We start from the raw sequence: 24,666 nt of genomic DNA on the forward strand, positions 1-24,666 counted from the left end.
GCGAGGCGTTCCAGCGCACGCTGCCGCACGAGCACTGGCTTGCGTGCCGCTTCGGCGCAACCGATGCCGGCACCGACGACGCGCCGCTCGCGCCCTACATGCTCGCCGCCGACGGCGGCGAGCCGGGCAACCATACATGGGCCTGCGTCGAGCCCGTTCATGTACGGATCGCCACCGACCATCTGGTGCTGATCGATCCGTCGTCGCTCGACATCCGCGACGACGAAGCGGCCGCGCTTCTCGCCACCGCCCGCCCGCTGATCGAGGAGCTGGGCGTCAAGCTGCAGGCGCCGCGGCCGGCGCGCTGGTACTTGTCGAGCCCGCAGTTCGCGAGCCTCGCGGGCGCCGCGCCGCTGCGCGCGAGCGGACGCAACATCGAAATCTGGCTGCCGCACGAGACGCAGACGGGCGAACGCTCGCGCGCGTGGATGAAACTGCAGAACGAAGTGCAGATGGCGTGGTTCGGCCATCCCGTCAACGAAGCGCGCGAAGCGCGCGGCTATCCGGCCGTCAATTCGATCTGGTTCCATGCGCAAGGGGCGATGAAGCCCGTGACGAACCCGTTCGCGCGCGTGCTGTCGCACTCGCCGGGCGCGCGCGGGCTCGCGCTCGCGGCGCGCGCGGCAACGGATGCGCCGCCCGCGTCGTTCGACGCGCTGCCGCCTGCCGGCGCCGCCCAGCCTGGCGCGGCAACGCTCGTCGAACTCGACGCGCTGAGCGCGCCGTTCATCGAACAGGACTGGGCGCGCTGGCATGACGCGCTGGGCACGCTCGAACGCGACTGGTTCGCACCCGCGCTCGCCGCGCTCGGCGACGGCCGGCTCGATGAACTCGCGCTCACGCTCTGCGGCGATACCAGCACCGTCACGCTCGCCGTCACGCGCGGCGAGCTGCGCAAGTTCTGGCGCCGGCGCACGTTCGCCTCCCTGTTCGAAACACCGGTCGAAACACCGATCGCATAACCGATTTCCCGCATGACCCGCATCGTCACCCGCTCCTGTACTCCCGCCGCGCTCGACGCACTCACCCGCCACGGCCTGCACCCTGTGCTGGCGCGCCTGTACGCCGCGCGCGGGATCGCGTCGCCCGCCGACGTCGAAACCGCGCTCACGCGCCTGCTGCCGCCGACGCAACTGAAAGGCTGCGCGGACGCGGCCGCGCTTCTTGCCGACGCGCTCGCGGCCGGCCGCCGGATGCTCGTCGTCGCCGACTACGACTGCGACGGCGCGACCGCCTGCGCGCTCGCCGTGCGCGGCCTGCGCATGTTCGGCGCACAGATCGATTATCTGGTGCCGAACCGCTTCGAATACGGCTACGGCCTCACGCCGGAAATCGTCGCGCTCGCCGCCGAACGCCGGCCCGATCTGCTGATCACGGTCGACAACGGCATCGCGAGCGTCGACGGCGTCGCGGCCGCGAACGCGCGCGGCATCGACGTGCTCGTCACCGACCATCACCTGCCCGGCGACACCCTGCCCGCCGCGCGCGCGATCGTCAATCCGAACCAGCCGGGCTGCGCGTTTCCGAGCAAGCACATCGCCGGCGTCGGCGTGATGTTCTACGTGCTGCTCGCGCTGCGCGCCGAGCTGCGCACGCGCGGCGCATTCGGCGACGCGCGCGCCGAGCCGCGGCTCGACGGCTTGCTCGACCTGGTCGCGCTCGGCACGGTCGCCGACGTCGTTCGGCTCGATGCGAACAACCGCGTGCTGGTCGCACAGGGGCTCGCGCGCATCCGCAGCGGCCGGATGCAACCGGGCGTCGCCGCGCTGTTTCGCGCGGCCGCGCGCGACGCGCGCCGCGCCTGCGGCTTCGATCTCGGCTTCGGCCTGGGCCCGCGGCTGAACGCGGCGGGCAGGCTGTCGGACATGTCGCTCGGCATCGAATGCCTGACGACCGACGACGCCGGCCGCGCATGGGAACTCGCGCAGCAGCTCGACGCGATGAATCGCGAGCGCCGCGAGATCGAGGCGGGCATGCAACAGCAGGCGCTCGCCGATCTGTCGTCGGTCGACCCCGCCGAAGCCGCGACGATCACGCTGTTCAATCCGGCCTGGCACCAGGGGGTGATCGGAATCGTCGCCGGACGGCTGAAGGAGCGTTTTCACCGGCCGGCGTTCACGTTCGCGCACGCCGACGACAGCGGCGCGCGCGTCAAGGGTTCGGGCCGCTCGATCGCAGGCTTCCATCTGCGCGACGCGCTCGACCTGATCTCGAAGCGCGAGCCGGGCCTCATCGTCACGTTCGGCGGCCATGCGATGGCCGCAGGCGTCACGCTCGACACCGAAAACGTGCCACGCTTTGCCGCCGCGTTCGAATCGGTCGCGCGCGAATCGCTCACTGACGACGCGCTCGCGCGCGTGATCGAAACCGACGGCGAACTCGACGAAGCCTATTTCACGCCGCAACTCGTCGAGCTGCTCGACTCGGCCGTCTGGGGCCAGGGATTCCCTGCGCCGCTGTTCTCGGGCGAATTCGGCGTCGCCTCGCAGGCACTCGTCAAGGACAAGCATCTGAAGCTGCAGTTGACGCGCGGCCGGCAACGCTTCAACGCCATCTGGTTCAACCGCACCGAGCCGCTGCCCGCGCGCGCGACGCTCGCATACCGGCTCGCGAGCGATACGTGGAACGGCATGACGCGCGTGCAACTGATCGTCGAGCACGCGGCGTAAAACGGCGGCGAGCGCCTGGCCCGTTGGAACGGGCCACAGGCCTGGTCGAGCGCCGCGACCGGCCGGGTGGCCTGCGTCATCGCGCCGGGCGGGGGCATCGCAAGCCATGTCCCCAAACACCCATGCGGCCCGAATCCGCCTGATTCAACCCAAATCTGTCCGAATCGATCCGAGCCGGCCTGAACCCGCCCGCACGAACCCGCATCGCGCCGCGCCGCCGTGCGCCCGACCGCGCCGAGCAACGGGCAGCGGCAACCACCGTCACCGGCATCGGGCGCGCGCGAATCCGGCTACGCGCCTGAGTGCCCGCGTATAGCGCCGGCGAGCCTGACCACCCGGCCGGCCGCGCACCGCCATCGGCTATAATTTCCCCTTTTCACGAAGCATCACGAGCGAACGAGATCATGGAAGCGGAACGTCTGAACGCGATCGAAAGCTCCCTTGCGGACCTGCGCCGGCGCGCGGGCGAGCTACGGGGGTATCTTTGACTACGACGTCAAATCGCAACGTCTAGCCGAAGTCAACAAGGCCCTCGAAGACCCGAACGTCTGGAACGATTCGAAGAACGCCCAGGCGCTCGGCCGGGAAAAAAAGCTGCTTGAAGGCGTCGTGACGACGCTCACGCAACTCGATAACGACCTGCGCGACACGCAGGATCTGTTCGACCTCGCGCGCGACGAAGGCGACGAAGACACGCTCGTCGCGACCGAAGGCGACGCCGCGCAGCTCGAGGCGCGCGTGGCCGACATCGAATTCCGCCGGATGTTCTCGAACCCGGCCGATCCGAACAACTGCTTCATCGACATCCAGGCGGGCGCGGGCGGCACCGAGGCGTGCGACTGGGCGTCGATGCTGCTGCGCCAGTATCTGCGCTACTGCGAGCGCAAGGGCTTCAAGGCCGAGGTGCTCGAAGAGTCCGACGGCGACGTCGCCGGCATCAAGAACGCGACGATCAAGGTCACGGGCGAATACGCATACGGCTATCTGCGCACCGAAACCGGCATTCACCGGCTCGTGCGCAAATCGCCGTTCGATTCGTCGGGCGGCCGCCATACGTCGTTCTCGTCGGTGTTCGTCTATCCGGAAATCGACGATTCGATCGAAGTCGAAATCAACCCGGCCGATCTGCGCATCGACACCTATCGCGCGTCCGGCGCGGGCGGCCAGCACATCAACAAGACCGATTCGGCCGTGCGCATCACGCATATGCCGACGGGCATCGTCGTCCAGTGCCAGAACGACCGCTCGCAGCACCGCAACCGCGCGGAGGCGATGGCGATGCTGAAGTCGCGCCTTTACGAGGCCGAGCTGCGCAAGCGCCAGGCCGAGCAGGACAAGCTCGAATCGAGCAAGACCGACGTGGGCTGGGGTCACCAGATCCGCTCTTACGTGCTCGACCAGAGCCGCGTGAAGGATCTGCGCACGAACGTCGAAATGAGCAACACGAAGGCCGTGCTCGACGGCGATCTCGACGACTTCATCAGCGCAAGTCTCAAACAGGGCGTGTAAGCGCCCGCGCGCGGGCGCGGCCCGAACGGCCGCGATCCGCGCCCGCGCGACGAAGAGGCGCCCGCCCCGGCGGGCCGCCTCGTGCACCGCCCGCACCGCCCCGCTCACGCATCACCACCGAACCGACCATCATGACCGAACCGACCCAACCGCAGGCCGCAGTCGCGGCGGACGAAAACCTGATCATCGCGGAGCGCCGCGACAAGCTGCGTGCGCTGCGCGAGCAAGGCGTCGCGTACCCGAACGACTTCCGGCCAACCCACCACGCAGCTGATCTGCAAGCCGAACACGCCGATGCCGACAAGGAAGCGCTCGAAGCGAAGTCCCTCGAAGTCGCGATCGCCGGCCGGATGATGTTGAAGCGCGTGATGGGCAAGGCGAGCTTCGCGACCGTGCAGGACGGCTCGGGCCAGATCCAGTTCTTCGTGACGCCCGCCGACGTCGGCGCCGACACTTACGAAGCATTCAAGAAGTGGGATCTGGGCGACATCGTCGCCGCGCGCGGCGTGCTGTTCCGCACGAACAAGGGCGAGCTTTCGGTGAAGTGTACGGCGCTGCGGTTGTTGTCGAAGGCGCTGCGCCCGCTGCCCGACAAGTTCCACGGCCTCGCGGACCAGGAAATGCGTTACCGCCAGCGCTACGTCGATCTGATCGTCACGCCGCAGACGCGCGCGACGTTCCGCGCGCGCACGAAGGCGATCGCGTCGATCCGCAAGTTCATGAGCGACGCCGAGTTCATGGAAGTCGAAACGCCGATGCTGCATCCGATTCCGGGCGGCGCGGCGGCCAAGCCGTTCGTCACGCATCACAACGCGCTCGACATGCAGATGTTCCTGCGCATCGCGCCGGAACTGTATCTGAAGCGCCTGATCGTCGGCGGCTTCGAGCGCGTATTCGAGATCAACCGGAATTTCCGCAACGAGGGCGTGTCGCCGCGCCACAACCCGGAATTCACGATGATGGAGTTCTACGCCGCGTACACCGATTATCGTTGGCTGATGGATTTCACCGAGCAGCTGATCCGCCAGACGGCGATCGACGCGCTCGGCACCGCGACGTTCCAGTATCAAGGCCGCGAACTCGATCTGTCGAAGCCGTTCCACCGGCTCACGATCACGCAGGCGATCCAGAAGTACGCCCCGTCCTACACCGACGCTCAGCTTGCCGATTCCGACTATCTGCGCACCGAACTCAAGCGGCTCGGCGTGGACGCGTCGCAGCCGGCGTTTCTGAACGCGGGCATCGGCGCGCTGCAGCTTGCGCTGTTCGAGGAAACCGCCGAGTCGCAGCTCTGGGAGCCGACCTACATCATCGACTACCCGGTCGAGGTGTCGCCGCTCGCGCGCGCCTCGGACACGGTGCCCGGCATCACCGAGCGCTTCGAGCTGTTCGTCACCGGCCGCGAGATCGCGAACGGCTTCTCCGAACTCAACGACCCGGAAGATCAAGCGGCCCGCTTCAAGAAGCAGGTCGAGCAAAAGGACGCGGGCGACGAAGAAGCGATGTATTTCGACGCCGACTATATCCGCGCGCTCGAATACGGCATGCCGCCGACCGGTGGCTGCGGCATCGGCATCGACCGCCTCGTGATGCTGCTCACCGATAGCCCGACGATCCGCGACGTGCTGCTGTTCCCGCATCTGCGCCGCGAGGACTGACGGCGGCGGTGTGCAGCGCGGCGCCCGGCCGGACGATCGTTCAGTTGCATGATCGTCCGGCCGGGCGGCCCGCCCGCTCGACACCGGCGATTCGGCCGCCTGGCGCAGCCGCTTTTCGCTTCATCTCCGCTGCTTTTCGCTGCACCGCCATCTCGTGGCGCAAAGCCGCGCCCCGGCCTTCCGCATGGGCAGAACCTCACCGTAAGCGCCTCGGCGGCGCTCGAATCCCCCAAAAGCGCCCAATCCATCGCCCGCCTGATCGCGTGCTTTGTAACCACTGGTTAAAGCATGGCCGCCGCACGCGTCTTGCGCTCCGTCCCTTTCAGCGCGCCGCCATTGCCGCAGCGGCCCGTGCGCGCATTTGACGGTGTTTGACACCGAAGTTTCCACAGCGAATCGTTACAACTTGAAACGGCGCACCCATAGCGGATGATCGACACTTGACTGCAGAAAATAACGCACGTCCGTGCGCGTCAGGAGAGTCGAAAATGGACAATCAAAACACCGCTACTACGCAGCAACGTCAGCGCCTCCATCCGCTCGTCGCTACCGCCGCCGGCGCAGTCATCATCGCCAGCCTCGCGGCAACGGCCGCCGTCACGGGCCTGTTCCCGAAAGCGAGCAGCACCGCCGAGCAGAATCCGCAAACGCAGGCCGCGCTGATCGCGTCGCAACCGGCCGTCGATACGGCCGCCGCCGCGAGCGCCGCGCTCGCCGCTCAAGCGCAGCAACAGGCCGCGCAGCAAGCCGCGCAACAACGCCAGACTGTCGCGCAGGCCGCGCCTCAACAGCCGGCGCGCCACACGCCGCGCAAACACCACACGGCCGCAACACCGCAGCCGCAATATGCGCAGCAGCCGTATTCGCCGCAACCGTCGCAAGCGTCTTACTGCGCGAGCTGCGGCACCGTCGCCGCCATCGTGCCGGTGCGCAGTGCCGGCACCAGTTCGGGGCTCGGCGCGATCGGCGGTGCGGCAGCGGGCGGCTTTGCCGGCAACCAGTTCGGCCACGGAAACGGCCGCGCGGCAATGACGATCCTCGGCGCACTCGGCGGCGGGCTCGCCGGCAACGCAATCGAAAAACAGGTTCGCAGCGAAACCGACTATCAGGTGCAAGTGCAGATGCAAGACGGTTCGACGCGCACCTTTACGTACCGCAACCCACCGCCGTTCGGGCAGGGGCAGCGCGTGCGGGTCGAGAACGGCACGCTGGTCGGCGCCTGATCGGCGCACCGCGCGGGCGCGCGGCGGCGAAGCCGCCCCGCCGCAGAGGGTGCCGGTATGAAAAATGGCTCGTGAAGCGATCGCCTCACGAGCCATTTTTCTTTACATCCGTTCGCGCGTGCGCCCGAACCGTCCGCTCAAACGTTGCAGGCGCCCGCCCACATACGCGAACGCATGCACGCAAACATCCGCTCGACAGCGCATCAATACATCAACGCATCAATCGTCGTCGAAATCCGATTCGTCGATCCAATACGTCTGGATCGCTTCGAGAATTTTCTCGCCAGAGCGATTCGGATCGTCATCGAAGCCGTCGAGCGCGAGCACCCACTCGCGCAGTTCGGTAAAGCGAACAGTCTTCGGATCGACGTCCGGATGCCGTTCTGCCAGCGCAATCGCGATCTCGCGCGAATCGGTCCATTTCATCGCCGTCTCTCCTTGCGCGTCAGTCAGTGGTTCTCTTTCGCGTGATTGATCGAGTACTTCGGAATCTCGACCACCAGATCCACATCGTCCTTCACGATCACCTGGCACGACAAGCGCGACGTAGGCTCGAGCCCCCACGCCTTATCGAGCAGGTCGTCCTCGTCCTCGTCGGACGGCTCGAGTTCGTTGAAGCCCTCGCGGATAATCACGTGGCAGGTCGTGCATGCGCACGATTTCTCACACGCATGCTCGATCTCGACGCCATTGTCGAGCAGATTGTCGCAGATGCTCTTGCCGGGCACGGCGTCGATCACCGCGCCGTCCGGGCACAGTTCGACGTGCGGCAGTACTACGAGTTGAGGCATGTTGGTTCCGTTCGTTGCGCTGGGCGCGGCCGGTTCGGCGCGCAGCCGCGCGGGTTCGTCGTCGCGCCGCGCGGCCCGGCGTCAACCCGGCCGCCCGGCGCAGCGTATATCAAATCTCGTCGAGCTTGCGGCCGGCAAGCGCCCGCTTGATGCTCTTGTTCATCCGACGTGCGGCGAACTCGTCGGTGCCTGCGGCGAGCGCCTTCGTCGCCGCGTCAATCGCGTCCGTGTCGTCGCCCGTCGCAAGCGCGCGCAGCGACGCGACAAGGCCGTCGATCGCCGCGCGCTCGCCCGCATCGAGCAAATCGCCGTCGGCGTCGAGCGCGGCCTGCGTCGCGTCGACGAGGCGCTGCGCCTCGACCTGCGCTTCGCGCAGCGCGCGTGCGCGCATGTCGGCTTCGGCCGCACCGAAGCTGTCCTCGAGCATCCGTGCGATGTCGCTGTCAGCCAGACCATATGACGGTTTCACGACCACCGACGCCTCGACGCCCGAGCCCTGCTCGCGCGCAAACACCGACAAAAGGCCGTCCGCGTCGACCTGATAGGTGACGCGAATGCGCGCAGCCCCCGCCGCCATAGGCGGAATGCCGCGCAACTCGAAACGCGCGAGCGACCGGCAATCGGACACCAGCTCGCGCTCGCCCTGCACGACGTGAATCGCCATCGCGGTCTGGCCGTCCTTGAACGTCGTGAAATCCTGCGCGCGCGCGACGGGAATCGTCGAATTGCGCGGAACGATCTTCTCGACGAGACCGCCCATCGTCTCGACACCGAGCGACAGCGGAATCACGTCGAGCAGCAGCCAATCGTCGCCGCCGCCGCGGTTGCCGGCGAGCAGGTCGGCTTGAATCGCCGCACCGAGCGCGACCACCTGGTCCGGATCGAGATTGACGAGCGGCGGCTGGCCGAAGAATTCCGTCACCGCCTGCCGAATCACCGGCATGCGCGTCGCCCCTCCGACGAGCACGACGCCCTTGATGTCGGCCACCGTGACCTGCGCGTCGCGCAGCGCCTTGCGGGTCGGCCCGAGTGTACGCTGCACGAGCGGCTCGGCGACGGTCGCGAACGTCTCGCGCGAGATCGTTTGCGAGAGCGCGCCCGTCGACAGCGTCACGTCCAATTTCACGTCCGGCGCATCCGACAGCGCCTCCTTCGCAATGCGCACGCGGTCGAGCAGCTGGCGCACGTCTTCGGGCGCGAGCGTCTTCGCATCGATATTCGCGCGCGCGAGCACGTGATCGAACAGCGCGTGGTCGAAATCGTCGCCGCCGAGCGCCGAATCGCCGCCCGCGGCCAGCACTTCGAACACGCCCTTCGTGAGTCTCAGAATCGACAGATCGAACGTGCCGCCGCCCAGATCGTAGACCGCGTAAAGCCCCTGCGCGCCGTTGTCGAGCCCGTAAGCGATCGCCGCCGCGGTCGGCTCGTTCAGCAGGCGCAGCACATTTAGCCCCGCGAGCCGCGCCGCATCCTTGGTCGCCTGGCGCTGTGCGTCGTCGAAGTACGCGGGCACGGTGATCACCGCGCCGACTAGTTCGTCGCCGAGCGTATCCTCCGCGCGCTGGCGCAGCGTCGCGAGAATCTCGGCCGACACTTCGACCGGGCTCTTCACGCCGTCGACCGTGCGAATCTGCACCATGCCCGGCGCGTCGACGAATTCGTAAGGCGCATTCGCCGCGCCCTCGACTTCCGCCTTGCCGCGGCCCATGAAACGCTTGACGGACACAATCGTATTGCGCGGATCGCTCACCGCCTCGGCTTTTGCCGCATGACCGATCCGGCGGCCGCCGTTCTCGAGATAGCGGACGACGGACGGTAGCAGCACCCGGCCCGCTTCGTCCGGCAACACCTCGGGAATACTGTTGCGCACCGCGGCGACGAGCGAATGAGTCGTGCCGAGGTCGATGCCGACGGCGAGCCGCCGCTGATGCGGCGCAGGCGCCATGCCGGGTTCGGAAATTTGCAGTAAGGCCATCTTCAGTTCGATGAGGGGCGTAGCCCTCGTTGCATCGCGCGCGTGAAGCCGGGGCGCCGCGCGCGGTTAGTATCGCGGCCGCGCATCCGCGGCCGTTGTGGCGACTGCGACTGGAGAGCGCAACCGGGCATCGCAGCCGTGCATCAGCGCTCGAGACGCTCGATCTGCGCACGGATCTCCATCGTCACACGCTCGACGAACATCAATTGCCGCACCGCCTCGGCTGCCCCCTGGTCGGCGCCGCTGTCGACGAGCGCGGCGAGTGTCGCAAGCCGCGCGCGCCGCTCATCGCGCAGTTCCGCAAGCAGCGCGTCGAGTTCGCCGACATGGCACGCGGCGGCCGCATCCTCGATGCGCTCGCGCCACTCCATTTGCTGCATCAGGAACGCCGGCTCCATCGCCGTGTTGTTCTCGGCGCCGACGTCCACGCCGCGCAGCGCAAGCAGATACGCCGCACGCTTGAGCGGATCGCGCAGCGTCTGATATGCCTCGTTCGCGCGCGCCGCCCATTGCATCGCGATGCGTTTTTGCGCGTCGCCCGCCGCCGCGAAGCGGTCCGGATGCACCTGCGACTGCACGGTGCGATATGCCGCATCCAGCGCCTGCTCGTCGAGCGCGAATTGCGCCGGCAGGCCAAACAAATCGAAGTGACTGTCTTTGAGCGAAACCATCGCGTGTCGCAATCGTGCCGGATTCGTTGTCGATCGCGCGGCCCAACGCCCGCCGTCGCGAGCCGTTGCGCCGCCCATTAAAAAGGCGGCCCGCGCCGCCTGTTGCCGCGCCGGATGGGAATCGCCGTCAGACGCGGAACGATTCGCCGCAGCCGCATTCGTCCTTCACGTTCGGGTTGTTGAACTTGAATCCCTCGTTCAACCCTTCGCGCGCGAAGTCCAATTCGGTGCCGTCGATATACGCGAGGCTTTTCGGATCGACGAAGACTTTCACGCCGTGGCTCTCGAACACTTGATCCTCGGTAGCAAGCTCATCGACATATTCGAGCTTGTACGCAAGCCCCGAGCAGCCGGTCGTGCGCACGCCGAGCCTCAGGCCCAGCCCCTTGCCGCGACGCGTCAAATACTTCTGCACGTGTTGCGCCGCTTTTTCGGTCAGTGTGATTGCCATAATGTCCTTCGCCGCGCACAGCCGAGCCGCGCGCGTATTGCGTTCAAACTCAAAACATCGTCCGTCCAACCCGCCGTGCCGTCAGCGCGCACGGCCTGTCTGCGTCACCGGCTCATCGCGCACGGCCCGCAACGCATAGCCTTGCCTCACGCAGCGGCCTGGTCGCCTTGCGCCGCGCCCGCATGACGCTGCTTGTAGTCGGCAACGGCCGCCTTGATCGCGTCTTCGGCGAGAATCGAGCAATGGATCTTCACGGGCGGCAGCGCCAGTTCCTCGGCAATCTGCGTGTTCTTGATCGCGAGCGCCTCATCGAGGGTCTTGCCCTTCACCCATTCGGTGACGAGCGAACTCGACGCGATCGCCGAACCGCAGCCATACGTCTTGAACTTCGCATCCTCGATCACGCCATCCGCGCCAACGCGAATCTGCAGCTTCATCACATCGCCGCACGCGGGCGCGCCGACCATGCCGGTGCCCACCGCATCGTCGTCCTTCGCGAACGAGCCGACGTTACGCGGATTTTCATAGTGATCCAGAACCTTGTTGCTGTAAGACATGACTCAAACTCCTTGCATTTCGTCCGTGCGGCGCGCTTTTCGCTCAGCGTCCGCGATAAACCGCTCAACCTCGCGCCGTGCTCAGTGCGCCGCCCATTCGATCGTCGACAGATCGATGCCTTCCTGATGCATTTCCCAAAGCGGCGACAAATCACGCAGCTTCGCAATCTTGCTCTTCAGCAGTTCGATCACGTAGTCGATTTCCTGCTCCGTCGTGAAGCGGCCGACCGTGAAGCGAATCGAGCTGTGCGCGAGTTCGTCGTTGCGGCCGAGCGCGCGCAGCACGTAGGACGGCTCGAGCGAAGCCGACGTGCACGCCGAGCCCGACGATACCGCGACGTCCTTGATCGCCATGATCAGCGACTCGCCTTCGACAAAATTGAAGCTGATGTTCAGATTGTGCGCGATCCGGTGCTCGAGGTCGCCGTTCACATAGGTTTCCTCGATCTGCGTGAGACCGCGCAACAGCTTGTCGCGCAGCGCGCGAATCCGCTCGTTCTCGGTAGCCATCTCTTCGCGCGCGATCCGGAACGCCTCGCCCATTCCGACGATCTGGTGCGTCGGCAGCGTGCCCGAGCGCATTCCGCGTTCGTGGCCGCCGCCGTGCATCTGCGCTTCGATGCGCACGCGCGGCTTGCGGCGCACGTACAGCGCACCGATACCCTTGGGGCCGTAAGTCTTGTGCGCGGAGAACGACATCAGGTCGACCTTCAGCTTGGCAAGGTCGATCTCGACCTTGCCCGTCGCCTGCGCGGCGTCGACGTGAAACACGATGCCCTTCTCGCGGCAGATTTCGCCGATCGTCTCGATGTCCTGGATCACGCCGATCTCGTTGTTCACGAACATCACCGACACGAGAACCGTATCCGGGCGCAGCGCGGCCTTGAATGCGTCGAGATCGATCAGGCCGTTTTCCTTCACGTCGAGGTAGGTCACCTCGAAGCCTTCGCGCTCGAGTTCACGGCACGTGTCGAGCACCGCCTTGTGCTCGGTCTTCACCGTGACGATGTGCTTGCCCTTGCCTTGATAGAAATGCGCGGCGCCTTTGATCGCGAGATTGTCGGACTCGGTCGCGCCGGAAGTCCAGATGATCTCCCGCGGGTCCGCGTTGACGAGCGCGGCCACCTGCTCGCGCGCCTGTTCGACCGCGCGCTCGGCATCCCAGCCGTATGCGTGGCTGCGCGACGCCGGGTTGCCGAACTGTTCGCGCAGATACGGCACCATCTTGTCGACGACGCGCGGATCGACAGGCGTCGTCGCGCTGTAGTCCATATAGATGGGCAGGTGGGGAATCTCGTTATTCATCTGTCGCTCCGGGTATGCGTGTTCTGTGCGGGACTGTTTGTTGGGCTCGCCGCGGGCTGTCGCGCGCGGCGGCTGCGATCATGAGTTCGCAATGTTGAAAACCGAATTCGGGCCAAGCGGAATCGAGCGGACCGGCTCGACGCCCGCCGGGGAAGGCTCGGGCTTGCGCTTGTCGCGCAGCACCGCCGGCGAGCCTTCGCACGCGCGCTGCTGATCGACGAGATCCTGCAGCGATACCGAATCGAGATACTCGACCATCTTCTGATTCAGCGTCGACCAAAGCTCGTGCGTCATGCAATGGCCATTGCGCTGCTTCGTGCCGTCGCACGCGCCCTTGCCGCCGCATTGCGTCGCATCGAGCGGCTCGTCCACCGCGATGATGATGTCGGCCACCGTCACGTCCTGCGCGCGACGCGCGAGGTTGTAACCGCCGCCCGGCCCGCGGACCGATTCGACGATTTCATGCCGGCGCAGCTTGCCGAACAATTGCTCAAGATAGGAGAGTGAAATCCGCTGGCGCTGGCTAATGCCTGCAAGCGTCACCGGGCCATGCTCCTGGCGCAGCGCCAAGTCGATCATCGCCGTGACGGCGAAACGGCCTTTCGTGGTGAGTCTCATGGTATTGAATGGGCAGCAATCTTGACGATTTTTGTCAAGTATAAATATTCGACAAAATCAGTCAAGTATCCCTATCTCCAAAAGGGTGGAAAGCAACATCGAGAATGCTTCAATGCCGGTGCGGCACGCCGGCGCACAGGCTGCCGAGCAGACCGCGGCACGCATCCTCGCACTGATCGAGCACCTGCTCGAAACCCCGCGAGCCGCCGAAATAAGGGTCGGCGATTTCGCGTGGCGCCCCGTCGCCCGCATATTCCATCAGCAGCCGAACCTTGCCCCGATACTGTGGCGGGCAACGCTTTTGCAGCTCGGCAAGATTCGCGGCATCCATCGCGAGCACCAGATCGAAGCGCTCGAAATCGGCCGGACCGATTTGCCGCGCACGCAATTTCGACAGATCGTAGCCCCGCAAGCCTGCCGCCTGCTGCGCACGCGCATCGGGAGGCTCACCGACATGCCAATCGCCGGTGCCGGCCGAATCGACGGTGATCACGCCATCGAGCCCCGCCGCCGCGATTTGATGCCGCATCACCCCTTCGGCCGTGGGCGAACGGCAGATGTTGCCGAGGCAAACGAAACAGATCGCGACGCTTTTCATCACGCAGCCGGAATTGTGCGGCGCACCGCTCGAATGGAGAACGCGGCATTATACAAACGCCCGCCGATTCCCGCTTGCCACGGCCCGCGCATCACAGCGCCTTCGACGCCGCGAGCGCCGCGCCTTGCGACGTGACGGGAAGCGGCTGCGACGCGTCGTCGACGAACCCATACGACACGGTGCGCGCAAGCTCGGCCGACGTATCGCGCACGACAGCGCCCGCGCGCGGCGATCCAGCGTCGGAAAAATGCAGATAAGCGGCGGCGGCAAGCGGCACAACGATCGCAAGCGGCCAGTACATCGATATTGTCTTTTTCATGATGCGACCTCACTCGACTCGCGCATTGGGCGTCGCCCAATGTCGGCATGTCGACATTCTATAAATCGTCTCTATCAAGATAAATCCGCGAATAGCGAACGCAGTGTTGTCGCCAGGTGAACAGTCACGCTCGAGCACGGTCACGAGCGGTCTGCAGGCATCCGAGCGCACCGGAATTTCGCGCGTCGCGCGCCCGCGCCATGCCCAGCCAGCGCCCCGGCGCTTTCCGCGCATGCCGGCGCTGCTACCGCGCGAACGGTGTGCGCACCAATACGCCGCCGCAGGCGAAGACTTCCTCGAATGCCTTCCGTTCTTTTCACAATACGAGATACAATCGTCGCATTCCTGTATTCTTGATGCGGCAATCGATTCACGACGATGAGCAACCCTAACTCGGACTCCAAAACGTCGATCCAGGTGATCGAGCGAATGATGCGGCTCCTCGATGCGCTCGCCGCGCATAGCGATCCCGTCAGTCTGAAGGAGCTTGCGCAACGCACCGAGCTGCATCCTTCCACCGCGCATCGAATCCTGAACGACATGGTCACCTGCCGTCTCGTCGATCGTTCCGACCCTGGTACGTACCGGCTCGGCATGCGGCTGCTCGAACTCGGCAATCTCGTCAAGGCCCGGCTGTCGGTGCGCGATGCGGCGCTGATGCCGATGCGCGAATTGCATCGGTTGACCGGGCAGACGGTCAACCTGTCAGTCCGGCAAGGCGACGAAATTGTCTATATCGAGCGCGCGTATTCGGAGCGCTCCGGCATGCAGGTCGTGCGCGCGATCGGCGGCCGCGCGCCGCTGCACCTGACGTCGGTCGGCAAGCTGTTTCTCGCCGCCGACGAGACCTCGCGGGTACGCGCGTATGCGACGCGCACGGGGCTCGCCGGCCATACTCAAAACAGCATTACCGATCTGCCGAAACTCGAGCGTGAACTCGCGCTCGTGCGCCAGCAAGCGTGCGCACGCGACAACGAGGAACTGGAACTCGGCGTGCGCTGCATCGCGGCCGGGATCTACGATGACACCGGCAAGCTCGTCGCGGGACTATCGCTGTCCGCTCCAGCCGACCGGCTCCAGGACGCGTGGCTCGGCCAGCTCAGCCGCACCGCGCTGACGATTTCCGAATCGCTCGGATACCACCCCGAAGCGCTGAAGGACGCGGATACGCTCACGCAAAAACAAGCCTAACCAAGCTGATCCGCAGCGAAAGCTGGGCACGCGGCGCCAATTGCAGCGAGCGGCCGCACGCGACACCGGCCCAAACAAAAGCCCCGCATTCGCGGGGCTTTTCATCAAGCGATCACGCGCCGCCGGCTCAGGTGCCCGCCGTCGTGTTCGCCGCGGTGAGGCGCTCGCCGCCGCCGTTGTCGAGCCAATTGCGCACGCGCGACGCATCGGCAAAACGCGAATATTTGCCGAACGAATCGAGCAACACCATCACGATCGGACGGCCGTGAATCGTCGTCTGCATCACCAGGCACTCGCCCGCTTCGTTGATGAAACCCGTCTTCTGCAACCCGATATCCCATGACGCATTACGCACGAGCGCATTCGTGCTGTTGTACGCGATCGTGCGCTTGCCCGTGTACACCTCATAGCTGCGATCCGTCGAGAACTTGCGGATCAACGGATATTGGTAAGCGGCATTCACCATCTTCACGAGATCGCGCGCGGTCGACACATTCGCACTCGACAGGCCTGTCGAATTCTCGAAGTGCGTATCGGTCATTCCGAGCGCCTTCGCCTTCGCGTTCATCGCCGCGATGAACGCCGGACGGCCGCCCGGATAGTAACGCGACAGCGCGGCCGCCGCGCGGTTCTCCGAGGCCATCAGCGCGATGTGCAGCATGTCCTCGCGCGACAGCACCGAGCCGACCGACAAGCGCGAGCCCGTGCCTTTCTCGTAATCGCGATCTTCGTCGGTCACTTCGACTTGATCAGTCAGCGGCGATTTCGAATCGAGGACGACCATCGCGGTCATCAGCTTGGTGATCGACGCGATCGGCACGACCGCATGCGAGTTCTTATCGAACAGCGGCTCGGACGAATTCTGATCGACGACATACGCGACGCCCGAGCGCAGCGCAAGCGCGTCCGGCGTGTCGTGCAGGCCGAACGCCTGGCCGACCGACGGCTGACGCGGCTGGAACGCAACCCGGCGCACGCCGCCGTGGTGACGGCCGCCGGCCGCGAGCGTCATCCGCTTGCGCGAGCCGCTCGCGCGCGCCGTATCGGCCGACGCAACGCGCTGCGACTTCTTCGCCACGCTCTTCTTGCCTTTCGCGCTATGTGAAGTCTTTGTCGCGGCAAACGCGTCCGCGGGAGCGACAGCAGCCGCTGACGCCATCAACGTGATGGCAACCGAAACGGCAGTGCTGAGCGCGACGCTCTGCATCATCCTGAGCGGGGCAAACAATTGGGCTTTCATTAGGGTCCGAACAAAACGGCGAGGGAATTTTCGCCAGTGTATTAAAAGCTCAAAAAAGAAGCAATATTAGGCACTTACCGATCTTCGTTAAACCAAAATGTAAGAATTGATTACACCAAGCCAATCGGCCCGCATTGTCTCATCGAAAAATACGATGGCCCACGCATGGCACTCCCTGCCCGCGGCGGCTATGCGCGCTGCCGTAGGCGTTCGGCATATCGGTCTGCGATCGGCAAACTTGAGGCGGGAAAATCGTGAATGTTGCCGGCAAAACAGATGTAACAGCCTGCCGGCAGGCGCGACGGCGAGTGCAAAAAGCCGTCCGCGCAGAAAACGATGAGCGCTTCGACCAATTAAGCCATTAAACGTTCCGCGTCGTCGTTTGGTTTACTTGGCGTACCGCAACGGTGCAGCCTGATTGCAGCGCCCCGTATTGAATCACGGTGCGCAGCAATTGGAATCGATTCCATTCAAACAGTGCAACTCTTTGTTTTGTCTACATATTATCTATTTTGTGCGACGCACAAAATACTTGACTTTCCATTTTGGCGCTCTACAATACCCTCCATTGTTGCGATGCACAAAGCTACTTTGAGCATCCGTTCACCAAAGTTGTGCTTGTTGTCTCCACGATCGACTACCCCTTCTTCAGGAGCATAAAAATGTCTTTTCTGACCCCCGAGCAAATCGCCGCCGCACAGAAAGCCAACATCGAAAATCTCTTCGGCCTGACGTCGAAGGCATTCGAAGGTGTCGAGAAGCTGATCGAGCTGAATCTCCAAGTCGTGAAGTCGACGCTCGCGGAAAGCCAGGAAAATGTTCAACGCGCGCTGTCCGTGAAGGACGCGCAAGAGCTGCTCGCGCTGCAAGCCAGCCTGACGCAACCGATCGCCGAGAAGGTGCTGTCGTATGGCCGCCATCTGTACGAAATCGCGTCGGCCACGCAAGCCGAGTTCGCGAAGGTCGCCGAAGCGCAATACGAAGAGCAAAACCGCAAGGTCCAGGCGCTGGTCGACAACGTCGCGAAGAACGCACCTGCTGGCTCGGAAACCGCCGTCGCTGCGCTGAAATCCGCGATCAACGCCGCGAACACCACTTACGAAACGGTGCAGAAGGCTGCAAAGCAAGCGGTTGAAATCGCGGAAACGAACTTCAACGCCGCCGCCGCTGTCGCCACCAAGGCCGCCAGCAACGCTGCCGCCGCGTCGCGCCGCAGCACCACCGCCACGAACAAGCCGGCGTAAGCGTCTCTGGTTGACGTCTTCTGCTTGAATGGGGAAAAGCCGCGCGAATATGCGCGGCTTTTTTCATTGCACGGCTGCGACGCTCGCGGCGCGCCGTCTCGTGCCCGGTCCGCCCGGCTCGCATAAAAATGGCGCGTTCCGTTGCCGAAACGCGCCATTTCTCCTGCTGCCGCGGTAACGCCACCTAGCGGCGTTTACTTTTTGCGCTGCGGCGGCAGGTCGGTGCAAACGCCTTCATACAATTCCGCAGCCATTCCGATCGATTCGCCGAGCGTCGGATGTGGATGGATCGTCTTGCCGATATCCTCTGCATCCGCGCCCATCTCCACCGCGAGGCACACTTCGCTGATCAAGTCGCCCGCATTCAGGCCAACGATCCCGCCGCCGATCACCCGATGGGTTTGCTCGTCGAAGATCAGCTTCGTGAAGCCCTCGTCGCGGCCGTTCGCGATCGCCCGGCCCGAGGCGGCCCACGGGAATACAGCCTTGCCGTACTTGATCCCTTCGGCCTTGCACTGATCCTCGGTCTTGCCGGCCCACGCGACTTCCGGATCGGTATACGCAACGGACGGAATCTGCAGCGCGTCGAAATACGCCTTCTCGCCGTGCGCGGCCTCCGCTGCGACATGGCCTTCGTGCACCGCCTTGTGCGCGAGCATCGGCTGGCCGACGATATCGCCGATCGCGAAAATATGCGGGACGTTCGTGCGCATCTGCTTGTCGACCTCGATGAAGCCGCGCTCGGTGACGGCCACGCCCGCATTCTGCGCGCCGATATTCTTGCCGTTCGGACTGCGGCCGACGGCGACGAGCACGAGGTCGTAGCGCTGCGCGTCCGGCGGCGCCTTCTCGCCCTCGAACTGCACGTAGATGCCGTCCTCCTTGGCTTGCGCGCCGACCGTCTTGGTCTTCAGCATCACGTTGCCGAAACGCTTCGCGTTGTATTTTTCCCAGACTTTGACGAGATCGCGGTCCGCGCCCATCATCAGCCCGTCCATCATCTCGACGACGTCGATTTGCGCGCCGAGCGTCGAATAGACGGTCGCCATCTCGAGACCGATGATCCCGCCGCCGATCACAAGCATCCGCTTGGGCAACTGGCGCAGTTCGAGCGCCCCCGTCGAATCGACGACGCGCGGATCGTCCGGCATGAACGGCAGCTTCACCGCCTGCGAGCCCGCCGCGATGATCGCCTGCTTGAAGCGGACGACCTTCTTGCCGCCTTGCGTCTGCACGTCGAGATGATGCGGATCGACGAACGCGCCCACGCCGGTCACCACCTCGACCTTGCGCGCCTTCGCCATGCCGGCCAGCCCCGTCGTCAACTTCTTGACGACCCCCGCCTTGAAACCGCGCAGCTTGTCAAGATCGACTTCCGGCTTGCCGAACGCAATGCCGTGATCGGCAAGCGCAGCGGCCTCCTCGACGACGAGCGCCGTATGCAACAGCGCCTTCGACGGAATGCAGCCGACGTTCAAGCACACGCCGCCCAGCGTCGAATAACGCTCGACGAGCACCGTCTTCATACCGAGATCGGCCGCGCGGAAAGCGGCCGAATAGCCGCCGGGGCCCGCGCCGAGCACGAGCATGTCGCACTCGATATCGGCGGCGCCGCCGTAACTGGCCGCTTCGGGCGCCGCGGCGGGGCGCGCGGCCGGTGCGGGCTGCGCGGCAGCGGCGGGCTTCGCCGCTTCGGGCGCCTTCGCGGCCGGCGCGGCCTCGGCCGCCTCCACGAGCGCGATCACCGTGCCCTGCGACACCTTATCGCCCGCCTTGACCCTGATTTCCTTGACCGTGCCGGCCACATCGCTTGGCACTTCCATCGACGCCTTATCGGACTCGAGCGTGATGAGCGTCTGCTCTTTTTCGATCGCGTCGCCGGGCTTGATATTCACTTCGATGACGTCGACGCCACTGAAATCGCCGATGTCCGGCACCTTGACTTCGATGAGACTCATGAACTGTCCCCTACTTGTATGGGCTTCCTACCGTACCGACAGAGCGAGGGCGCACGCTGCGCGAGCCGCCGAGCGGCTCATGCACACGGCGCGCCGTCATGCTCATCAAAGAATCACGCGGCGGAAATCGCCGAGCAGCGACGCGAGATACGCGTTGAAGCGCGCGGCTTCCGCGCCGTCGATCACGCGGTGGTCATACGACAACGACAGCGGCAGCGTGAGGCGCGGCGCAAACTGCTTGCCGTCCCACACCGGCTTCATCGCACTGCGCGACAGGCCGAGGATCGCCACTTCGGGCGCGTTGATGATCGGCGTGAAATGCGTGCCGCCAATTCCGCCGAGCGACGAGATGGAGAAGCAGCCGCCTTGCATCTGATCGGGCTTGAGCTTGCCTTCGCGCGCCGCCTTCGACAGCTCGCTCATTTCCTTCGCGATGTCGACGAGACCCTTTTTGTCGGCGTCGCGGATCACCGGCACGACGAGACCGTTCGGCGTGTCGGCAGCAAAACCGATGTGGTAGTACTGCTTGAACACCAGGTTGTCGCCGTCCAGGCTCGCGTTGAACGTCGGGAATTTCTTGAGCGCCGCGACCACGGCCTTGATCACGAACGCGAGCATCGTGAACTTCACGCCCGCCTTCTCGTGCTCCTTGTTCAACTGCACGCGCAACGCTTCCAGCTCGGTGATGTCCGCCTCGTCGTTGTTCGTCACGTGCGGGATCATCACCCAGTTGCGATGCAGGTTCGCACCGGAGATCTTCTTGATCCGCGACAGCGGCTTCGCATCGATCGGACCGAATTTCGTGAAGTCGATCTTCGGCCACGGCAGCAGATTCAGCTCGCCGCCGCCCGGGGCCGCTGCGGCCGCGGCAGCGGGCGCCGCGCGCTGGCCCGTCATCACGCCCTTCACGAACGCGGTGACGTCTTCCTTCGTGATGCGGTTCTTGGGCCCGGTGCCGGTGATGCGCGACACGTCGACGCCCAGCACGCGCGCGAACTTGCGCACCGAAGGCGATGCGTGGCTGGCGCGATATTCGCCGCTCGGGGCAGGCGCGGCAGGCGCGGCCGCGGGCGCAGCCTGCGGCGCAGGCGCGGCGGCCGGCGCGGCAGACACCGGCGCGGCAGCCGGAGCAGCCTGAGCAGCCTGAGCCGGCGCGCCTGCTTGCGGGGCGCTCGCGGCCGCGCCGCCCGCTGCTTCCAGCACGACGATCAGCGTGCCCTCGGACACCGTATCGCCAACTTTCACGCTGATTGCCTTGACGACACCGGCAGCCGGACTCGGCACATCCATCGTCGCCTTGTCCGATTCGAGCGTGACGAGCGATTGCTCCTTTTCGACCGTATCGCCCACCTTCACCGCGATCTCGATGACCGGAACGTCCTTATAGTCGCCGATGTCGGGCACCTTCACCTCGACCGTGCCGCCCGCGGCCGGCGCGCTCGCGGCGCTCGCCGCAGGCGCGGCCGGCGCTGGGGCCGAAGCCGGCGCAGCGGGCGCGGTCGCGCCGTTCGGCTGGGATGCGCCGGCCGCCGGCGCGCCGTCGAGCAGCACGATCAGCGACCCCTCCGACACTGCGTCGCCCACCTTCACCTTCACTTCCTTGACCGTGCCGCCGACAGGGCTCGGCACGTCCATCGTCGCCTTGTCCGATTCGAGCGTGACGAGCGACTGCTCGGGCTCGACCGCATCGCCGGGCTTCACCAGCACCTCGATGACGGGGACATCCTTGTAATCGCCGATATCCGGCACCTTGACTTCGATCGCTTGACTCATCTGTTCGTGTCTCCAGTCGATCGGCGCCGCCGCTTCAGCGGTCAGCGCCGACCCCGCGCGCAGCGCAGCCGCCCCCGTGCTCATCGCGCGAACGGGGCGTGCGGCATGCGGCGCACGTGTTAAACCGTCATCGGGTTGGGTTTGGACGGATCGAGCTCGTACTTCGCGATCGCCTCGGCAACGATCTTGCGGTCGATCTTGCCATCGTCGGCGAGCGCGTTCAGCGCGGCGACCGTGACCCAATAGCGGTCGACCTCGAAGAAGTGGCGCAGCGCGCGGCGCGTATCCGAGCGGCCGAAGCCGTCGGTGCCGAGCACGACGTAGCGGCGATCGATCTGGCCGCGGATCTGATCGGCGAGCGCGCGCACGTAGTCGGTCGACGCGATAACCGGGCCTTGCGTGTCCTTCAGGCAGCGCTGAACGTGCGTGAGGCGGCGCTCCTCGGACGGATGCAGCAGGTTCCAGCGCTCGACGTCGTGGCCTTCGCGCGCCAACTCGGTAAAGCTCGGCACGCTCCACAGATCGGCCGCGACGCCCCAGTCGTTCTTCAGCAGATCGGCCGCGGCGATCACTTCGTTGAAGATGGTGCCCGCGCCGAGCAGCTGCACGCGCGGCGCCTTCTTGTCGGCCTCGGCCTTGCGGAACGCGTACATGCCCTTGATGATGTCGGCCGCCACGTGCTCGCCCTGCGGGATCGCCGGGTGCTCGTAGTTCTCGTTCATCACCGTGATGTAGTAGTACACGTCCTCCTGCTCCTGCACCATCCGGCGCAGACCGTCCTGCATGATGACGGCAAGCTCGTAGCCGAACGTTGGATCGTAGCTCACGCAGTTCGGCACCGACGCCGCCCACAGCAGCGAATGGCCGTCCTCGTGCTGCAACCCCTCGCCGTTGAGCGTCGTGCGGCCCGCGGTGCCGCCGAGCAGGAAGCCGCGCGAGCGCATGTCGCCCGCCGCCCATGCCAGATCGCCGATCCGCTGAAAGCCGAACATCGAGTAGAAGATATAGAACGGCACCATGATCTCGCCGTGCGTCGAATACGACGTCGCCGCGGCGATCCAGTCGCACATGCCGCCCGCCTCGTTGATCCCTTCCTGCAGGATCTGGCCGGTCTGCGATTCCTTGTAGAACATCAGTTGGTCGGAATCTTCCGGCACGTACTTCTGCCCTTCCTGATTCCAGATGCCGATCTGGCGGAACAGGCCTTCCATGCCGAACGTGCGCGATTCGTCGGGAACGATCGGCACGATACGCTTGCCGAGCGTCTTGTCCTTGAGCAGGATGTTGAGGATCCGCACGAACGCCATCGTCGTCGAGATCTCGCGGCCCTCGCCCGTGCCCTTGAGCAGCGGCTCGAACGCGTCGAGCGCCGGCACCGGCAGCGATTGCGCCTTCTCGCGGCGTTGCGGCAGATAGCCGCCCAGATCCATGCGCTGCTTGCGCATGTACTCGAGTTCCTTCGAGCCTTCGTCGAACTTCACGTAAGGCACGTCGGCGATTTCGTCGTCCGAGATCGGCAGGCGGAACTGATCGCGGAACTTCTTCAGTTGCTCGACGGGCAGCTTCTTCTGCTGGTGCGTGATGTTCATCGCCTGGCCCGACTCGCCCATCCCGTAGCCCTTGATGGTCTTCGCGAGAATGACGGTCGGCGCGCCCTTCGCGTTGCTCGCCTCGTGGTACGCCGCGTAGATCTTGTGCGGATCGTGGCCGCCGCGGTTCAAGTTCCAGATGTCGTCGTCGGACCAGTCGGCAACGAGCGCCTTCAACTCGGGCGTGTTGAAAAAGTGCTCGCGCACGTATGCGCCCGACTCCGATTTGTACGTCTGGTACTCGCCATCGACGACTTCCATCATCCGGCGCATCAGCGCGCCCGTCTTGTCGCGCGCGAACAGCGCATCCCAGCGGCTGCCCCAGATCACCTTGATCACGTTCCAGCCGGCGCCGCGGAATTCCGATTCGAGCTCCTGGATGATCTTGCCGTTGCCGCGCACCGGGCCGTCGAGACGCTGCAGGTTGCAGTTGATCACGAATACGAGGTTATCGAGCTTTTCGCGGCTCGCCATGCCGATCGCGCCAAGCGATTCCGGCTCGTCGGTTTCGCCGTCGCCAAGGAACGCCCAGACCTTGCGGCCCTCTGTATTCACGATCCCGCGCGACTGCAGATACTTCATGAAGCGCGCCTGGTAGATCGCCATGATCGGGCCCAACCCCATCGACACGGTCGGGAACTGCCAGAAATCCGGCATCAGCCACGGGTGCGGATACGACGAGATGCCGTTGCCGCCGACTTCCTGGCGGAAGTTGTCGAGCTGCGCCTCGCTCAGACGCCCGAGCAGGAAAGCCCGCGAGTAAACGCCGGGCGACGAGTGGCCCTGCACGAATACGAGATCGCCGCCGTGCTTGTCCGACGGCGCGTGCCAGAAATGGTTGTAGCCGACGTCGTACAGCGTGGCGGCCGATGCGAACGACGCGATGTGACCGCCGACGTTCGTGTCCTTGCCCGCGCGCAGCACCATCGCGATCGCGTTCCAGCGCGTGTACGAGCGGATGCGGTGCTCGATGTCCTGGTCGCCCGGAATCTTCGCCTGGGCTTCGACGGGAATCGTGTTGATGTACGGGGTGTTCGCGGAAAACGGCAGGTGCTCGCCGTGGACCCGCGCGAATTCGATCTGCTTCTCGATCAGATAGTGCGCACGGCCTGGGCCGACTGACGAAATCACGCCGTCAAGCGCTTCGAGCCATTCGACGGTTTCCTGCGGATCGTCATCACGTTCGGCCGTGACGTATTTCAGCACTTCGTTGGGTACAGCGGACATGCTCGTCTCCTGGGTGTCCTGGACTTGGCGTCCTGGGATATGAGGATCGCTCTTCATGCAGACGACGTCGATGGCCGGCTGCCGCAAGCTCCCGCGGATT

Annotated in this window: 21 protein-coding genes; 7 read left to right on the top strand and 14 right to left on the bottom strand. The window is 65.1% G+C overall.

Going from position 1 to position 24,666, the window contains the following annotated elements; all coding sequences use genetic code 11:
* The 5 genes from BSIN_RS14125 to BSIN_RS14145 all read left to right on the top strand — a co-directional run.
* Nucleotides 1-962: regulator (locus BSIN_RS14125; protein WP_089340977.1), on the top strand; the 962-nt coding region annotated here is incomplete at its 5' end.
* 12 nt (nucleotides 963-974) lie between these two features.
* Nucleotides 975-2,669 (top strand): single-stranded-DNA-specific exonuclease RecJ, encoded by a 1,695-nt coding sequence (recJ, locus tag BSIN_RS14130; protein ID WP_089340978.1) that lies wholly within the window; start codon nucleotides 975-977, stop codon nucleotides 2,667-2,669.
* Nucleotides 2,670-3,073: 404 nt separating this feature from the next.
* A protein-coding gene (gene prfB / locus BSIN_RS14135; RefSeq protein WP_096030771.1) for a peptide chain release factor 2 occupies nucleotides 3,074-4,178 on the top strand; the annotation gives its coding sequence in 2 pieces (ribosomal slippage) (nucleotides 3,074-3,154 and nucleotides 3,156-4,178; 1,104 coding nt in all).
* A 131-nt stretch (nucleotides 4,179-4,309) separates the two neighbouring features.
* Nucleotides 4,310-5,836: a lysine--tRNA ligase gene (lysS, locus tag BSIN_RS14140; RefSeq protein ID WP_069234139.1), complete on the top strand. Its 1,527-nt coding sequence runs from the start codon at nucleotides 4,310-4,312 to the stop codon at nucleotides 5,834-5,836.
* 488 nt (nucleotides 5,837-6,324) lie between these two features.
* Nucleotides 6,325-7,059 carry a glycine zipper 2TM domain-containing protein gene (locus tag BSIN_RS14145; RefSeq protein ID WP_089340979.1) on the top strand — a complete coding sequence of 245 codons (735 nt, stop codon included), beginning with the start codon at nucleotides 6,325-6,327 and terminating at the stop codon, nucleotides 7,057-7,059.
* 219 nt (nucleotides 7,060-7,278) lie between these two features.
* On the opposite strand, the gene iscX is transcribed toward BSIN_RS14145, so the two are convergent.
* The 10 genes from iscX to BSIN_RS14195 all read right to left on the bottom strand — a co-directional run bounded on the left by iscX (nucleotide 7,279) and on the right by BSIN_RS14195 (nucleotide 14,326).
* Nucleotides 7,279-7,485: a Fe-S cluster assembly protein IscX gene (iscX, locus tag BSIN_RS14150; protein WP_059516539.1), complete on the bottom strand. Its 207-nt coding sequence runs from the start codon at nucleotides 7,483-7,485 to the stop codon at nucleotides 7,279-7,281.
* Nucleotides 7,486-7,508: 23 nt separating this feature from the next.
* Nucleotides 7,509-7,850, bottom strand: coding sequence for an ISC system 2Fe-2S type ferredoxin (gene fdx / locus BSIN_RS14155; RefSeq protein ID WP_089340980.1), 342 nt, complete (start codon nucleotides 7,848-7,850; stop codon nucleotides 7,509-7,511).
* 109 nt (nucleotides 7,851-7,959) lie between these two features.
* Nucleotides 7,960-9,825 (bottom strand): Fe-S protein assembly chaperone HscA, encoded by a 1,866-nt coding sequence (gene hscA / locus BSIN_RS14160; RefSeq protein WP_089340981.1) that lies wholly within the window; start codon nucleotides 9,823-9,825, stop codon nucleotides 7,960-7,962.
* A gap of 143 nt (nucleotides 9,826-9,968) precedes the next feature.
* Nucleotides 9,969-10,496: a Fe-S protein assembly co-chaperone HscB gene (hscB, locus tag BSIN_RS14165; protein WP_089340982.1), complete on the bottom strand. Its 528-nt coding sequence runs from the start codon at nucleotides 10,494-10,496 to the stop codon at nucleotides 9,969-9,971.
* A 127-nt stretch (nucleotides 10,497-10,623) separates the two neighbouring features.
* The gene (gene iscA, locus BSIN_RS14170) at nucleotides 10,624-10,947 is read right to left on the bottom strand and encodes an iron-sulfur cluster assembly protein IscA (protein ID WP_059516532.1); all 324 of its coding nucleotides are present in this window, start codon (nucleotides 10,945-10,947) and stop codon (nucleotides 10,624-10,626) included.
* 146 nt (nucleotides 10,948-11,093) lie between these two features.
* Nucleotides 11,094-11,504, bottom strand: coding sequence for a Fe-S cluster assembly scaffold IscU (gene iscU / locus BSIN_RS14175; protein ID WP_059516530.1), 411 nt, complete (start codon nucleotides 11,502-11,504; stop codon nucleotides 11,094-11,096).
* Between the two features lie 81 nt (nucleotides 11,505-11,585).
* Nucleotides 11,586-12,809 carry an IscS subfamily cysteine desulfurase gene (locus BSIN_RS14180; protein WP_059516528.1) on the bottom strand — a complete coding sequence of 408 codons (1,224 nt, stop codon included), beginning with the start codon at nucleotides 12,807-12,809 and terminating at the stop codon, nucleotides 11,586-11,588.
* 78 nt (nucleotides 12,810-12,887) lie between these two features.
* A complete protein-coding gene (gene iscR / locus BSIN_RS14185) occupies nucleotides 12,888-13,427 on the bottom strand; it encodes a Fe-S cluster assembly transcriptional regulator IscR (RefSeq protein WP_059516526.1) in 540 nt (179 codons plus the stop codon).
* A 109-nt stretch (nucleotides 13,428-13,536) separates the two neighbouring features.
* A complete protein-coding gene (locus BSIN_RS14190) occupies nucleotides 13,537-14,025 on the bottom strand; it encodes a low molecular weight protein-tyrosine-phosphatase (RefSeq protein ID WP_089340983.1) in 489 nt (162 codons plus the stop codon).
* A gap of 91 nt (nucleotides 14,026-14,116) precedes the next feature.
* Nucleotides 14,117-14,326, bottom strand: a complete 210-nt coding sequence (locus BSIN_RS14195) for a hypothetical protein (protein WP_173678685.1) — start codon at nucleotides 14,324-14,326, stop codon at nucleotides 14,117-14,119.
* 396 nt (nucleotides 14,327-14,722) lie between these two features.
* On the opposite strand from BSIN_RS14195, the gene BSIN_RS14200 reads away from it, so the two are divergent.
* Nucleotides 14,723-15,535, top strand: coding sequence for an IclR family transcriptional regulator (locus tag BSIN_RS14200; RefSeq protein WP_059516518.1), 813 nt, complete (start codon nucleotides 14,723-14,725; stop codon nucleotides 15,533-15,535).
* Between the two features lie 127 nt (nucleotides 15,536-15,662).
* Here the strand turns inward: BSIN_RS14200 and pbpG are convergent, their stop codons facing one another.
* Nucleotides 15,663-16,775, bottom strand: coding sequence for a D-alanyl-D-alanine endopeptidase (gene pbpG / locus BSIN_RS14205; protein ID WP_143757447.1), 1,113 nt, complete (start codon nucleotides 16,773-16,775; stop codon nucleotides 15,663-15,665).
* A gap of 662 nt (nucleotides 16,776-17,437) precedes the next feature.
* Here pbpG and BSIN_RS14210 point away from each other — a divergent pair.
* The gene (locus BSIN_RS14210) at nucleotides 17,438-18,019 is read left to right on the top strand and encodes a phasin family protein (protein WP_059516865.1); all 582 of its coding nucleotides are present in this window, start codon (nucleotides 17,438-17,440) and stop codon (nucleotides 18,017-18,019) included.
* 194 nt (nucleotides 18,020-18,213) lie between these two features.
* Here BSIN_RS14210 and lpdA read toward each other — a convergent pair whose 3' ends face one another.
* The 3 genes from lpdA to aceE all read right to left on the bottom strand — a co-directional run bounded on the left by lpdA (nucleotide 18,214) and on the right by aceE (nucleotide 24,566).
* The gene (gene lpdA, locus BSIN_RS14215) at nucleotides 18,214-19,977 is read right to left on the bottom strand and encodes a dihydrolipoyl dehydrogenase (protein WP_089340985.1); all 1,764 of its coding nucleotides are present in this window, start codon (nucleotides 19,975-19,977) and stop codon (nucleotides 18,214-18,216) included.
* A gap of 105 nt (nucleotides 19,978-20,082) precedes the next feature.
* On the bottom strand, nucleotides 20,083-21,750 hold the full coding sequence (aceF, locus tag BSIN_RS14220) for a dihydrolipoyllysine-residue acetyltransferase (protein ID WP_089340995.1): 1,668 nt from the start codon (nucleotides 21,748-21,750) through the stop codon (nucleotides 20,083-20,085).
* 119 nt (nucleotides 21,751-21,869) lie between these two features.
* A complete protein-coding gene (gene aceE / locus BSIN_RS14225; protein WP_059516510.1) occupies nucleotides 21,870-24,566 on the bottom strand; it encodes a pyruvate dehydrogenase (acetyl-transferring), homodimeric type in 2,697 nt (898 codons plus the stop codon).
* Nucleotides 24,567-24,666: the final 100 nt, after the last annotated feature.

It is taken from the genome of Burkholderia singularis (genome assembly GCF_900176645.1).
Lineage (GTDB): Bacteria > Pseudomonadota > Gammaproteobacteria > Burkholderiales > Burkholderiaceae > Burkholderia > Burkholderia singularis.

Excerpts from the sequence above, each read along its gene's own strand:
- pbpG (WP_143757447.1), bottom strand. The coding sequence starts at position 16,775 with ATGAAAGCCCAATTGTTTGCCCCGCTCAGGATGATGCAGAGCGTCGCG.
- iscU (WP_059516530.1), bottom strand. The coding sequence starts at position 11,504 with ATGTCTTACAGCAACAAGGTTCTGGATCACTATGAAAATCCGCGTAAC.
- BSIN_RS14200 (WP_059516518.1), top strand. The coding sequence starts at position 14,723 with ATGAGCAACCCTAACTCGGACTCCAAAACGTCGATCCAGGTGATCGAG.
- BSIN_RS14210 (WP_059516865.1), top strand. The coding sequence starts at position 17,438 with ATGTCTTTTCTGACCCCCGAGCAAATCGCCGCCGCACAGAAAGCCAAC.
- fdx (WP_089340980.1), bottom strand. The coding sequence starts at position 7,850 with ATGCCTCAACTCGTAGTACTGCCGCACGTCGAACTGTGCCCGGACGGC.
- BSIN_RS14195 (WP_173678685.1), bottom strand. The coding sequence starts at position 14,326 with ATGTACTGGCCGCTTGCGATCGTTGTGCCGCTTGCCGCCGCCGCTTAT.
- hscA (WP_089340981.1), bottom strand. The coding sequence starts at position 9,825 with ATGGCCTTACTGCAAATTTCCGAACCCGGCATGGCGCCTGCGCCGCAT.
- lpdA (WP_089340985.1), bottom strand. The coding sequence starts at position 19,977 with ATGAGTCTCATCGAAGTCAAGGTGCCGGACATCGGCGATTTCAGTGGC.
- hscB (WP_089340982.1), bottom strand. The coding sequence starts at position 10,496 with ATGGTTTCGCTCAAAGACAGTCACTTCGATTTGTTTGGCCTGCCGGCG.
- recJ (WP_089340978.1), top strand. The coding sequence starts at position 975 with ATGACCCGCATCGTCACCCGCTCCTGTACTCCCGCCGCGCTCGACGCA.
- BSIN_RS14180 (WP_059516528.1), bottom strand. The coding sequence starts at position 12,809 with ATGAATAACGAGATTCCCCACCTGCCCATCTATATGGACTACAGCGCG.
- BSIN_RS14145 (WP_089340979.1), top strand. The coding sequence starts at position 6,325 with ATGGACAATCAAAACACCGCTACTACGCAGCAACGTCAGCGCCTCCAT.
- aceF (WP_089340995.1), bottom strand. The coding sequence starts at position 21,750 with ATGAGTCAAGCGATCGAAGTCAAGGTGCCGGATATCGGCGATTACAAG.
- lysS (WP_069234139.1), top strand. The coding sequence starts at position 4,310 with ATGACCGAACCGACCCAACCGCAGGCCGCAGTCGCGGCGGACGAAAAC.
- BSIN_RS14190 (WP_089340983.1), bottom strand. The coding sequence starts at position 14,025 with ATGAAAAGCGTCGCGATCTGTTTCGTTTGCCTCGGCAACATCTGCCGT.
- iscX (WP_059516539.1), bottom strand. The coding sequence starts at position 7,485 with ATGAAATGGACCGATTCGCGCGAGATCGCGATTGCGCTGGCAGAACGG.
- iscR (WP_059516526.1), bottom strand. The coding sequence starts at position 13,427 with ATGAGACTCACCACGAAAGGCCGTTTCGCCGTCACGGCGATGATCGAC.
- iscA (WP_059516532.1), bottom strand. The coding sequence starts at position 10,947 with ATGGCAATCACACTGACCGAAAAAGCGGCGCAACACGTGCAGAAGTAT.
- aceE (WP_059516510.1), bottom strand. The coding sequence starts at position 24,566 with ATGTCCGCTGTACCCAACGAAGTGCTGAAATACGTCACGGCCGAACGT.